We start from the raw sequence: 12,496 nt of genomic DNA on the forward strand, positions 1-12,496 counted from the left end.
GGACGGGTGCGCTTGAACCGGCAAACAGATCCGTCTCGCGACGTTAAGGAGTTTCGCCATGGCCGCAACTATCAACACCAATGTCAGTTCGCTCACCGCGCAGCGCAACCTCGGCACCAGCCAGTCTTCGCTCAATACATCCATCCAGCGCCTGTCTTCGGGCCTGCGCATCAACAGCGCCAAGGACGACGCGGCAGGCCTGGCCATCTCCGAGCGATTTACCAGCCAGATCCGCGGCCTGAACCAGGCGGCCCGCAATGCCAACGACGGGATCTCCCTGGCCCAGGTGACGGAAGGCGCCATGAAGTCCGCCGGCGACATCCTGCAGCGCGTGCGTGAGCTGGCGGTGCAATCGGCCAACGCCTCCAACAGCGCCAGCGACCGCCAAGCCTTGCAGCAGGAGGTCGGCCAATTGGTGGCAGAGCTTGACCGGATTTCGCAAACCACCGAGTTCAACGGCCAGAAATTGCTGGATGGCACCTTTGGTACTGCTCAGTTCCAAGTGGGCGCCAATGCCAACCAGACCATCATCGCCGCCACTGCCAACTTGCGCACCAATACCTACGGCAACAACCAGAACACCTCGGCCAACGGCGCGGGCGCTCCGACCTCGGGCGCGGCCTGGGGCGCCAACAGCACCACCTCTGGAAGCGTGGTCATCAATGGCTCACGGGGTTCGGCCACGGTGAACATTGCGGCAAACCAGACAGCCAAGACCATTGCCGACAATATCAACCTGGTGGGCGCCACCACCGGCGTGAATGCCACTGCCCGTACTGAGACGGTGGTAGCATTTGTTGCCGCCGGGTCGTACACCCTGGCGTTGCGCTCCGACAACGGTGCAGACCAGACCGTGTCTTTCACACTGTCGGCCGCTACTGGCGCCGATGGACTCTCGGCGGGTATTGCCTCCATCAACGAACAGTCCTCCAAGACCGGCGTGACCGCTTCGCTCAACGCGGCGGGCACGGCGATTGTGCTGACCAACGCCACAGGCAACGACATCCGGGTGGGCGACACGACGGTGACCAACGCCGGCGACGTTTCTGTGACCAAGCTGCAGGCCGACGGCACCGCCGTGACTGGCACCGTTACCCTGACGGCAGACACCACTGCCGACAACTCTCTGACCAGCGGCTACGTGGTGCTGGACTCCGACAAGTCCTTCTCCACGGATGTGACCACCTCCAACGCGTTTACGGACGCCGGCTCCTCGCTGCAAAAAGTCTCCGACCTGGACGTGACTACCTTCAAGAAGGCGACCGAAGCGCTCAAGACCGTGGACTCTGCCCTGTCTTTTGTCAGCAGCGAGCGCGCCAAGCTCGGTGCACTTCAATCACGCTTCGAAACCAGCATTGCGGCTCTGAACATCACCTCCGAGAATCTGTCGGCCTCGCGTTCGCGCATCCTGGATGCCGACTTCGCAGCCGAGACGGCCAACCTGTCGCGCGCGCAGATCCTGCAACAAGCCGGCACGGCAATGGTGGCCCAGGCCAACCAGATTCCGCAGGGCGTGCTAGCACTCCTGAACGGCTAAGCCGCGCGGCGGCCGGCGCGGATACCGCACAATAGACGGCTTCACAGGCCAGCCCAGCTTATTCCGGCAGTGCGCGCCCGCCAGTAGAACACCGACCATGCCGCTCACCGTCGCCATCGTTCAGTCGAACTACATTCCTTGGAAGGGGTATTTCGACCTCATGCGCGCGGTAGACATCTTCGTTCTCTACGACGACGTGCAATACACCAAGCGCGACTGGCGCAACCGCAACCGCATCAAGACCTCCCAGGGCGTGCAATGGCTGACCCTGCCCGTGCGAGTCAAGAGCCGCTATCTGCAGCAGATCCGCGAGGTGGAAATTGCAGAGCCGCTCTGGCATGAGCGGCACTGGGCCAGCTTGCATGCAAACTACCGCGCGGCGGCGCACTACGACACCGTGGGCCCGCCGCTCGCAGAGCTGTATGCCCGCTGCGCTGGCCTTACGCACTTGTCTCAGGTCAACGCCTTGCTGCTGCGCGGCATGGCCGACCTGCTGGGTGTGCATACTCCGTTGGTGAACTCATCCACCCTGGGCCGCTGCCCGGGCCGCACGGAAAATCTGGTGCACCTGTGCCAGGCCCTGGGGGCGACCACGTATCTCACCGGCCCCGCTGCACGAAGCTACCTGGACCAGCACCTTTTTGAAGAGGCCGGTATCGCGGTGCAAGAGTTTGACTACACAGGCTACCCCCCGTATCCCCAGCTCCACGGCCCGTTCGATCACCACGTGAGCGCGGTGGATCTGCTGATGAACACTGGCGCCCAGGCAGTACGCTACCTGGATCGACCAGCGCCCGCAGCCCCATGAACAGTCCCATCGCCGCTACCCGCACTTATTACGAGGACAAGTTCCGCGCCCACGGCCCCGTTCCGAACGGCGTCGATTGGGGCCACGCGCGCGCCCAGGCATTGCGCTTTGAACAACTGTGCAAACTCCTGCCTCAGAGCCGCGCCCGTGCATCGCCCCCCTCGCTGAACGACTTGGGTTGCGGGTACGGGGCCCTGCTGGACCACCTGGGTGCTGCGGGTGAGCTGGTCGACTACCTGGGCATCGACCTGGTGCCGGACATGGTGGACGCGGCCAGGCAGCGCCATGGCGCGCAGGGCGCGTTCGCTGTAGGCAGCGGATGCCCCCGCGTGGCGGACTACGCGGTCGCCAGCGGCCTCTTCAACGTGCGCGGCCAGGTGCCCGAGGCGGCGTGGCAGGAATTCATCCTCGGTGTGCTGGACGACCTGAACACGCACAGCCGGCTGGGCTTTGCCTTCAATGCGCTGACCCGGTATTCAGATCCCGACCGCATGCGGCCCGACCTGTACTACGCCGATCCGCTGTGGCTCTTTGACTGGTGCAAACGGAAATACGCCCGGAATGTCGCGCTTTTGCATGACTATGATCTTTATGATTTCACGATCATCGTGCGCAAGGATGCGGCTTTTTCCGAGCCCGCAGATTGAGAAGGAAACGCATGAAAGTCTGCGACATCGATCGCAACCTGATGTACTCGGTGCTGCAGCATGGTTTCCGCGCCCTGCAGGTACAGCCCCATGTGGTGGAGTTGGGGGTGTGCAAGGGCGACAACGCCCAGCAGTTGCTGCAGCGCCTGAACCCCGCGCAGTTGGTGCTGGTGGACAGCTGGAGCACGGCGTCGAACCGCGACTATTGTCCCTTCGACCCCCTGCCCTCCTGGATCGACCCGCCTGAGGCCTACGACTTTTATTTTGGTGGCCCCACCTGGGAGCAAGCTACCTGGGACCGGCTGCACGATGGGTGCCAGCAGCGTTTTGCCGCAGAACCCCGCGTGTCCATCGTGCGCTCGCCCACGGCAGATGCCCTGCCCGCCGTACGCCAGCTCAACCAGGGTGCGCCCTACGACCTGATTTACGTCGATGCCAGCCACCAATATGAATATGTGCTGCGCGACCTGATGCTTTACCAGGAGCTGGTGGGCGCCAACGGCGCTTTCATGCTCAATGACTGCTGCTTCAGCGACGCTGGCCTGCGCCAGAACCTCGGCGTGCTGGAGGCGGTGGGAAACTTTCTCAAGCGCAGCGATTTCACACCCGTGGCCATCACCAGCACCGATTGGTCCGACGTCATCCTCGCGCGCAAAGGCAGCCTGCTGGAGCAGGCACTGCACTGGAGCCTGGTGAATTCCGACGTCGCGTTTGTCGATATTCCCGCCCAGCTGCTGCCCGCCGCCCGTCTGGTGCACGGCGACCAGCGCGCCCACCTGAGCTTTGTCTGAGCCTTCGCCCGCTATGCCCTCTCCCACCTCCACTGCCAGCCACGCGACCCACGAGTCGTCGGCGCTCACATACTCCAACAGCGACAGCCTGGCGGCGCGCGAGCAACTCTTCGGCATGCTGCAAGACTACCGCGCCACGCCCGAGGAAAAAGAGCGCTCGCTCGGCCTGTTCCTGCGCGGATCGCTGCTGGCGCGCATCCTCGCCATCGATGGGATCTACCGGCAGATCGTGGACATTCCGGGCTGCATTCTGGACATAGGCACCTGGCGCGGGCAGACCGCCGTGCTGTGCGAGAACCTGCGCGCCATCCACGAGCCCCTGCACTTCACGCGGCGCATCGTGTGCTTCGACACCTTTGAGGGCTATGCCGGCTTCTCCGACTCCGACCGAGCCAGCACCACCCATACGGAGGGCACCTACGCCGTGGGCGGGGACTATGCCCAATACCTGACCGAGTTGCTGACGGTGCACGAGCGCTGCAATGCCATGGGGCAGAACCATGGCAAGCACCGCGTGATCGCTGGCGACTGCCGGCAGACCCTGCCGGACTTCTTTGCCCAGCATCCCAACGAGTTCGTGGCCCTGGCGTTCTTCGACGTGAACGCGTACGACCCCACCCGCCAGGGCCTCGCACAGGTTTGGGACCGCCTGGTGCCCGGCGGCATCGTCGCCTTCTGGCAGCTGACGCGCGATGCCATCGTGGCCGAAGGGCGCGCGTATGCCGAGCAGTTCCTGCACGGGCGAGCCCACACGCTGCATCGCGCCGCCACCTACCCTGGCCTGTGCTACGCACGCAAGGCCTGAGCCACGCCCCATGCACACCGTCGTCCTCGGCAATGGCATCGTCGCGCTGAGCACCGCCTTCCGGCTGGTGCAGCGCTGGACCGCACAATCCACCGACACGCTGACCATCGTGGGCCGCTTCGCAAGGCCTGGCTCCGCCACGCTGGCCGCCGCGGCCATGTTCAATTCCTTTGCCGAAATCGAGGCCGGATCGCTGGACCACCCCCTGGACCTGTACCGCTTCGAACTCAGCCACCTCGCTACACAGATGTGGCCGGATTTCGAGCGCGCTCTGATCGCGGCTGCTGGCGAGGCCCTGCCGGCCGGCTGCCAGGGTTGCCAGGGCTTCAACTGCGGTGGATGCATCACCAGCGGCACCTATGTGGTCAACAACAACGCCGCCGACGACCTGGACGACGAGAACTTCGACGCCATCGTGCAGGCGCTGCGCGACTTCAACGAACCGCACTCGCTGGTGTCGCCGCGCGACATCCCCAACTACGCACCCGAACAGCGCCAGCGTGCCACCCGGGCGGTGTACATCCCTGGCGAAGGCTGGGCCAATCCCCGCCTCATGCTGGAGAAAATCGACGCCATTCTGCGGCGCGATGCACGGGTGCGCTTCCTGGATACCAGCGTCGACCGGCTGGAGGCCAGCGCCCCGGGTGCGGCCATCGCGGCCGCCGTGCTGGCCGACGGTACGCGCGTGGAAGGCGACCGGTTCCTGCTGGCCACCGGCGCCAGCGCCACGGATGTGCTTGCGCGCAGCCAGCTGGGCCTGCCCGTGCAGCGCATCTTCTATGGTGTGGGGGTGTCGCTGGAACTGGACAGCCCCGAGCACCCGCACACGCACTGCATCCGAACGCCCAACCGGGGCCTGGCCTGCGGCGTGTACAGCGTGCCCTACTACACCGGCCCCGAGGTTCCCCGCGGGTCGCGCATCCTCGTCGGCGCCAGCAACTTCACCTCGCCCACGCCCGTGCACCACGGTCGTGTCGGCAGCGTGGAAGCCCTGCTCAAGGCGAGCATGGAGCAGATCAACCGCAATTTCTATCGCGCCGGCCTGGTCCGCGTGAACGTGGGCTGGCGCCCTACCAGCCAGGACACCTACCCGCTGCTGGGGCGCACATCACTGCCCAACCTGCTGGTCGCCACCGGCACCAAACGCGACGGCTTTCATCTGGCGCCCGTTATTTCGCAGTACATGGCGGCACTGCTGCATGGCGAGGCCGTGGACGAGCGCTTCGCAAGCTTCGCGCCGGAACGCGCTCCCCTGCGCCTGCTCACGCGCGAGCAGGCGGTGGACAAAGCCGTGCGGCACCAGTTGAGCGCCGCGTACCAGCATGGCTTTTCGCCCGCGAAGAGCCGCATGCCCGAACAGGTGGCCCAGATGCTGCGCGACCAGGTAGAGAGGTTGCACGACGAGGTCGGTGCCATAGACTGGGGCATTCCCCCTGAAATGCTGGACATGTACCGCTACGGCCATGCCCGCGCCTGAACCGACATACCTCATGCAGCCACACGACCACGCGCCCATCCCCTTTGGCAAGCCCTTCATCGTCGGCAAGGAGCTGTTCTATATTGCCCAGGCCGTCATGAACGGCTCCATCGCGGGCGACGGCGCTTTCACCCGGCGCTGCCAGGAATGGCTGGAGGAGCACCTCGGCTGCTACAAGGCCTTGCTGACCACTTCGTGCACCACGGCCCTGGAGATGGCGGCCATCCTGGCCGACATCGGCGCGGGCGACGAAGTGGTGATGCCTTCGTTCACGTTTGTGTCCACCGCCAACGCCTTTGTGCTGCGCGGCGGGGTGCCGGTCTTCGTGGACGTCCGGCGCGACACGCTGAACATCGACGAGACACTGATCGAGCAGGCCATCACACCGAGCACCAGGGCCATCGTGGCGGTGCACTACGCGGGCGTTCCGTGCGCCATGGCGGTGATCAAGACCATTTGCCAGCGGCACGGCCTGCTGCTCATCGAGGATGCCGCCCAGGCGATCCTCGCCCACGACGAAGGCACGGCGCTGGGCACCATTGGTGACCTGGGCTGCCTGAGTTTCCACGAAACCAAGAACGTGATCAGCGGCGAGGGCGGCGCGCTGCTCGTCAACAACCCTGCGTTGGCCGAGCGCGCCGAAGTCATCTGGCAAAAGGGCACGAACCGCAAAGCGTTCTACCGCGGCGAGGTGGACAAGTACTCCTGGGTGGACGTGGGCTCGTCTTTCCTGCCCAACGAGCTGACGGCGGCCTTCCTGTATGCCCAGCTGGAACACGCCAAGCGCATCAACGCCCACCGGCGCGCGTTGTACGAAAAATATGTGCAGCTGCTGCGCCCGCTCGAAGAAGAGCACCTCGCCATGCTGCCCGCGGCCACATCCCAGCGGGCCAACGGACACATCTTCTACATGCTGTGCCGCTCTGCCGAAGAGCGCGCCGCCCTCATGGCGCATCTGCGCGCGCACCAGATCCATGCGGTCTTCCACTATGTGCCATTGCACGACGCGCCCGCAGGCCGCCGCTTCGGTCGCGCGCACGCCGAACTGCCCGTCACGGTGGACATCTCCGCACGGCTGCTGCGCCTGCCCATGTATTCGAGCATGGGCAATGAGGATGTGCGGGTGGTGGCAACGGCCGTGAAGCAGTTCTATGGCCTCCACAAGTAACGCGACCGACCTCCTCCCCGGCTCCGCCCCGGCCGACGGGGCCCAAGCCCACCCTCTGGCAACACGGGTTGCCGCGAACCACGACGCCTTTGCCGCGGCCCTGGACCAGGTGCGCCAGCGCATCGCCGAGGGCGACCTTGAGGCCGCTTTGCAAGCTGCCAGCGACTGCGCCCACGGCGCCTGGATGCGGCACAGCGGCCTGTTCGCTTCGCCCGCCCTGGAGTCGCTGCTGGCGCAGGTCGGGCAGGCGTTACCGGCGAGCGAACACGCACCGCCGCCAGGGGCAACCGCCACGCCACGCCGCGTGTTGACCGTGCTCACCAGCGTGCACGCCGTGGGCGGCCACAGCCGCATTGCCTGGCGCTGGATTGGCATCGACACGGGTTCGCAGCATACGCTGGTGCTCACGCAGCAGGAAGGCCGCCCGCTGCCCGAACCGCTGCAGGCGCTGGCGCAGGCCGGACGGGTGCGCATCGTGCAACTCGACGCTCCCTCCTGGCTGGGGCGGGCCGTGGCGCTGCGGGATCTGGTGACCCAGGCAGACCAGGTGGTGTTGCTCACCCACCCGCACGACGTGCTGCCCTGCACCGCTGTGCCCGCCGTGCGCAACGCACCACCGGTGCTGGCCATGGACCATGCCTCGCACGTGTTCTGGCTGGGTGTGGGCATTTCCACACTAGCCATCAACACGGCCACCATGGTGCTGGAGCACCGCCGGGGCATTGCGCGCGCGCACATCGGCTGGGCCTTGCTGCCCATGGACTTCTCGCGGCTCGAACACCCCTCAGGGCTCGACGTTCGCGCGGCCTTCGGCATTCCGGCCGAGGCGCCGCTGCTGCTGTCGGCGGGCTCCCCGTTCAAATACTGGCCCATTGAGGGCACCGATCTGGCGGCACTGCTCACGCCCGTGCTGGAACAACACCCCGACGCCCATCTGCTGGTAGTGGGGGTGGCCGAAGCACCCTTCTGGCAGTCCTTCCTGCAACACTTTGCCGGGCGCGTGCACCTGTCGGGCTACTTGCCGGAGTCCGACCTGGCCGCCTGCTACCACGCCTGCGACGTATATGTAGACTCGGTCCCGCTGTCTTCGCCCACCACCGTGCTGGAGGCCGCAGCGCTGGGCAAGCCCATCGTCCGCTATGCACCCGCCGATTGGCGCGGCACGGGCTTCTCGCTGGAGTTCGACTGCATTCCGGCGGATTTCTACCTCTGGTCCACACCCGAGGCCTACGCGGCAGACATCCACCGCCTGCTAAGCGACGCCGAACTGCGCAGCTGGCGCGGCAGTTTCGGCCGCGCCGCCGTGCGGCTGTATTACTCCGACGACACCTTCCGCCACAGCATCGAAGCACTGTACGCCAAGGCGGCCACTTTGCCGCGCATCGCCCCCGACGCGCAGGCTACTGCGGCACGCTGCGAGCGCATCGACACCCTGCTGGTGCAGCTGGCCGACAACATGGCGGCACAGCAGGCGCTCGAGGCCGCCCGCCCGCGGCCCAGCCAGCGCCCCCGCGTGCTGGCCTTCCACTTGCCGCAGTTCCACGCCATTCCCGAGAACGACGCCTGGTGGGGCGCCGGCTTCACCGAATGGGACAACGTGCGCGCCGGGCAACCATTGTTTGACGGCCATGCCCAGCCCTTTGTGCCCACGGAACTCGGCTACTACGACCTGTCCTCGGTCGATGTGCTGGCGGCCCAGGCGCGCCTGGCACGCGAGCACGGCCTGCATGGGTTCTGTTTCCACTACTACTGGTTCGACGGCCGCCGCCTGCTGGAAAAGCCAGTGGACCAGCTGCTGGCCCACCCCGAGATCGACCTCCCCTTCTGCCTGTGCTGGGCCAACGAGAACTGGACGCGCCGCTGGGACGGCGGGGAGCACGACGTTCTCATGCAGCAGTCCTACGCCCCTGGCCTGCACGGGCGCTTCGCCAGCGATTTGGCGCGCTACTTCGCCGATCCCCGCTATGTCCGCATCGGCGGCCGGCCGGTGCTGCTGGTCTACCGCACGGACGTGATTCCCGATCTGGCCGAAACCACCGCCGCCTGGCGCGACGCCTGGCGCGAGCTGGGCGTGGGCGAGGTGTACCTGGTGGCGGTGGAGAGCTTTGTGCCCATCGACCCCACGGAGCACGGTTTTGACGCAGCCGCAGAGTTTCCACCGCACCAGGTCCATGCCGCCACCCTGCCGCCCAACAGCCCGCCCAATCTGCTGGCCGACCCGGATGCCCGCGTGGGCGACTACGGCAAACTGGCCCACACCTGGCTGACGCGGCCGCGCCCGAACTACAAGCGCTTCCATGGCCTGCTGCCGGGCTGGGACAACAGCGCCCGCCGCCGGCGCGGCGGTGCCACCCTGTTTGTGGGGGCAAATCCAGACGCTTATGAAGACTGGCTGGGCCAGGCCGTAGGCCGCACGCTGGACGAGTTTGAGGGCGATGAGCGCCTGGTCTTCGTGAACGCCTGGAACGAGTGGGGCGAGGGCTGCACCCTGGAGCCCGACGCCCGCTGGGGCCGCGCCTACCTGGAGGCGACCCGCCGCGTGCTGCAGCGGCCGGAAAACGAGCTGCGCGCGCTGGCACGGGAGAGCGCACCGCCTTCGGAATACGTGCGCTGGCTGGAAGGCGCCTCTGCGGCATCGGATGATGCGCTGCTGCCCGCCCTAAGGGCTGCAAGCGCCGGCGTGGTGCTGGCCGTGGCGGTGAGCGATAGTGCCGATGGCCCGGCCGGCATGGCCACTACCCGCGCGTCGCTGGCCGCACAACTGCGGCCGGCCAACCGGATTGCGACCCCAACCGCGGGCGAACCGCTGCCTGCACTCCTAGATGGGCTGGAGGGAAGCGACTGGGCGCTGTGCCTGTGCGCTGGCGACACGCTGGCGCACGATGCATTGGCCCAGCTCGCCCGCGCGCTGGCGGCAGCGCCAGACACCGCGCTCATTGCCTACCTGGACCACGATGAGCGCGACGCAGGTGGCCACCTGGGCGCACCCTGCCTGAAGCCCGCCTTCAACCAGGACCTGCTGCTCTCCTGCGCCTACATGGGCCGGGCGCTAGCGGTGCGCACGGGCTGGCTGGCAGAACATCTGGCGCAGGCGCCAGGCGCAACCCGCTTCGGTCTGGCCTTTGCCTATGGACTGGCGCTGGCTGCGTTGCGGGAACGGGGCGCCGCCGCCTTCCTCCCCGTGCCTGTGCCGGCCCTGCACCTCACGACCGCCGAGCCCGCAGTCTTCGCCACCGACAGCGCCACGTGGCAGGCCATGGCCCAGCAACTGGCCGAACATGCCGCGCAGGCAGAGCCCGGCAGCCAGGTGCTCGAAGGCCCGCTGCCCGGCAGTTTCCACCTGCTGCCGCCGCTGCCCCGCACGCCGCTGGTGAGCATCATCATCCCCACGCGGGACCAGCTGCCCTTTCTCAGCCGCTGCATCGAGTCGCTGCTCGCCAAGACAGCCTACCCCGCGTTCGAGTTGCTGGTGGTGGACAACGACAGCCAGACGGCCGAAGCGCGCGAGTTCCTGGCCGGCCTCGAAGGCGTGATGCCCGACCGCATCCGCGTGCTGCGCGCCCCGGGCCCGTTCAACTTCTCGCGCATGAACAACCTGGCGGCGCGGGAAGCGCGGGGCGAATACCTGCTGCTGCTCAACAACGATACGGCCGCGCTCCAGGCCGACTGGCTCACGCACCTGGTACGCCAGGGACTGCGGCCAGGCGTGGGCGCCGTGGGCGCGCGGCTGCTGTTCCCGGATGGGCGCGTGCAGCACGCTGGGGTGGTGCTGGGCCTGTGCGGCCCGGCGGACCACCCCCTTTTGGGGCTGCCCGGGGACCAGCCGGGCTACCAGGGGCGCGCCCAGCTCACGCAGGACTTCTCGGCCGTCACTGCAGCCTGCCTGCTGGTGTCCCGGGCCGTGTACGACGAAGTGGGCGGGCTGGACGAGGCGCAGTTCGGCGTGAGCTACAACGACGTGGACTTCTGCCTGCGCATTGGCGCCACGGGCCGGCGCATTGTCTGGACGCCCCTGGCCACCCTGCTGCACGAGGGCAGCGCCAGCCAGCGCGCCGCCGTGGAGGGCAAGACCCAGCAGCAAAAGCAGGAGCGCTTTTCTGCCGAGCAGGCGGCCTTCTATGCCCGCTGGCCCGCATGGGTGGCACACGACCCGCACTACAGCCCCCACCTTTCGCTGTCGGAGCGCAATTACGAGATCGAAACCCGCACCGTGCTGCGGCCCGACCCGCTGCAGGGCCTGACGCCGCACCATATCGCCGTCTTCGCGGCCGATGCCACCGGGTGCGGCCAGTACCGCATCCTGCAGCCCTTGGCGGCCATGCGCGATGCCGGCCTGTGCACCGGTGCGCCCTCACCCGAGTTGCTGCCCACCCACCTGCTGCTGCGCACTGGGGCGGATACGCTGGTCTTCCAGCGCCCCTACACCGAAGCCGGGCTGGCCGCCCTTGCAGCCGCCCGTGCCGTACCCGGGGTGCGCACCATCTACGAGGTGGACGACCACATGGCCCAGGTGCCCGTGAAGAGCATCCATCACCAGGACATGCCCAAGGACCTGCGCGGGCGCATTCTCAAGGGCATCGGCCTGTGCGACCGGCTTGTGGTGTCCACCGAACCGCTGGCACAGGCGCTCGGCCCCCACGCCGCAGAGGTGCGCGTGGCCCCCAACCGGCTGCCCCCGCGCATGTGGGGCAGCGCGCCGCCCGTGCGCCCGCCCGTGGACGGCGCCCTGCCCCGCAAGCCGCGCATTGGCTGGGCCGGGGGGCGGGGCACCTGGGGGACCTGGAGATGGTTGCCGACGTGGTGCGCGAACTGGCCGACGAAGTGGAGTGGGTGTTCTTTGGCATGTGCCCCCCCACGCTGCGCCGCTACGTGAGCACCTACTACGCGGGCGTGCCCACGCTGGAGTACCCACGCCAGCTCATGGCGGTGACCCAAGGATGGGACCTGGCGATTGCCCCCCTGGAGGCCAACGCCTTCAACGAGTGCAAATCCAACCTTCGGCTGCTCGAATACGGCTGGTGCGGCGTGCCCGTAGTCTGCTCCGACGTGCTGCCCTACCAGGACGGCGGCCTGCCCGTGCGGCGTGTGCGGAACCGGTTCAAGGACTGGGTGGCGGCACTGCGCGAGCGGCTGGCCGATTTGCCCGCGGCTCGCCAAGAGGGTGCGGCGCTGCAGCAGCAGGTGGCCGCACACTGGTTGCTGCGCGGTGCTCCGCTCCAGGATTGGTACCGCGCCTGGACAGACTGAAAAGCTCTTTGTGTAT

General features: G+C 67.2%; 8 protein-coding genes and 1 pseudogene. All 9 read left to right on the top strand.

What is annotated here, in order from left to right:
- Window positions 1-58 precede the first annotated feature (58 nt).
- The 9 genes and pseudogenes from KYG_RS08190 (at window position 59) to KYG_RS23235 (ending at window position 12,480) form a co-directional block, all read left to right on the top strand.
- Window positions 59-1,537 (top strand): flagellin, encoded by a 1,479-nt coding sequence (locus KYG_RS08190; RefSeq protein WP_008904396.1) that lies wholly within the window; start codon window positions 59-61, stop codon window positions 1,535-1,537.
- Between the two features lie 97 nt (window positions 1,538-1,634).
- Window positions 1,635-2,345: a WbqC family protein gene (locus tag KYG_RS08195; protein ID WP_008904397.1), complete on the top strand. Its 711-nt coding sequence runs from the start codon at window positions 1,635-1,637 to the stop codon at window positions 2,343-2,345.
- Window positions 2,342-2,992: a class I SAM-dependent methyltransferase gene (locus KYG_RS08200; RefSeq protein ID WP_008904398.1), complete on the top strand. Its 651-nt coding sequence runs from the start codon at window positions 2,342-2,344 to the stop codon at window positions 2,990-2,992. The genes KYG_RS08195 and KYG_RS08200 overlap by 4 nt, the downstream gene beginning before the upstream one ends.
- An 11-nt stretch (window positions 2,993-3,003) precedes the next feature.
- On the top strand, window positions 3,004-3,783 hold the full coding sequence (locus KYG_RS08205; protein WP_008904399.1) for a class I SAM-dependent methyltransferase: 780 nt from the start codon (window positions 3,004-3,006) through the stop codon (window positions 3,781-3,783).
- A 115-nt stretch (window positions 3,784-3,898) separates the two neighbouring features.
- Window positions 3,899-4,399: pseudogene (locus KYG_RS25465) on the top strand (hypothetical protein); the annotation flags it as partial.
- Between the two features lie 199 nt (window positions 4,400-4,598).
- The gene (locus KYG_RS08215) at window positions 4,599-6,065 is read left to right on the top strand and encodes an FAD-binding oxidoreductase (RefSeq protein ID WP_008904401.1); all 1,467 of its coding nucleotides are present in this window, start codon (window positions 4,599-4,601) and stop codon (window positions 6,063-6,065) included.
- 13 nt (window positions 6,066-6,078) lie between these two features.
- Window positions 6,079-7,233 carry a dTDP-4-amino-4,6-dideoxygalactose transaminase gene (gene rffA, locus KYG_RS08220; protein ID WP_034693786.1) on the top strand — a complete coding sequence of 385 codons (1,155 nt, stop codon included), beginning with the start codon at window positions 6,079-6,081 and terminating at the stop codon, window positions 7,231-7,233.
- Window positions 7,217-12,106 carry a glycoside hydrolase family 99-like domain-containing protein gene (locus KYG_RS08225; protein WP_139019336.1) on the top strand — a complete coding sequence of 1,630 codons (4,890 nt, stop codon included), beginning with the start codon at window positions 7,217-7,219 and terminating at the stop codon, window positions 12,104-12,106. Before rffA ends, KYG_RS08225 begins: the two co-directional genes overlap by 17 nt.
- Complete coding sequence (locus tag KYG_RS23235; protein WP_050813821.1) at window positions 12,019-12,480, top strand: hypothetical protein; 462 nt, start codon at window positions 12,019-12,021, stop codon at window positions 12,478-12,480. The genes KYG_RS08225 and KYG_RS23235 overlap by 88 nt, the downstream gene beginning before the upstream one ends.
- Window positions 12,481-12,496: the final 16 nt, after the last annotated feature.

The organism is Acidovorax sp. NO-1 (assembly GCF_000238595.1).
Taxonomy (GTDB): Bacteria; Pseudomonadota; Gammaproteobacteria; order Burkholderiales; family Burkholderiaceae_C; genus Acidovorax.

Coding starts and splice junctions, on each gene's coding strand:
- KYG_RS08190 (WP_008904396.1), top strand. CDS start 59: ATGGCCGCAACTATCAACACCAATGTCAGTTCGCTCACCGCGCAGCGC.
- KYG_RS08195 (WP_008904397.1), top strand. CDS start 1,635: ATGCCGCTCACCGTCGCCATCGTTCAGTCGAACTACATTCCTTGGAAG.
- KYG_RS08200 (WP_008904398.1), top strand. CDS start 2,342: ATGAACAGTCCCATCGCCGCTACCCGCACTTATTACGAGGACAAGTTC.
- KYG_RS08205 (WP_008904399.1), top strand. CDS start 3,004: ATGAAAGTCTGCGACATCGATCGCAACCTGATGTACTCGGTGCTGCAG.
- KYG_RS08215 (WP_008904401.1), top strand. CDS start 4,599: ATGCACACCGTCGTCCTCGGCAATGGCATCGTCGCGCTGAGCACCGCC.
- rffA (WP_034693786.1), top strand. CDS start 6,079: ATGCAGCCACACGACCACGCGCCCATCCCCTTTGGCAAGCCCTTCATC.
- KYG_RS08225 (WP_139019336.1), top strand. CDS start 7,217: ATGGCCTCCACAAGTAACGCGACCGACCTCCTCCCCGGCTCCGCCCCG.
- KYG_RS23235 (WP_050813821.1), top strand. CDS start 12,019: ATGGTTGCCGACGTGGTGCGCGAACTGGCCGACGAAGTGGAGTGGGTG.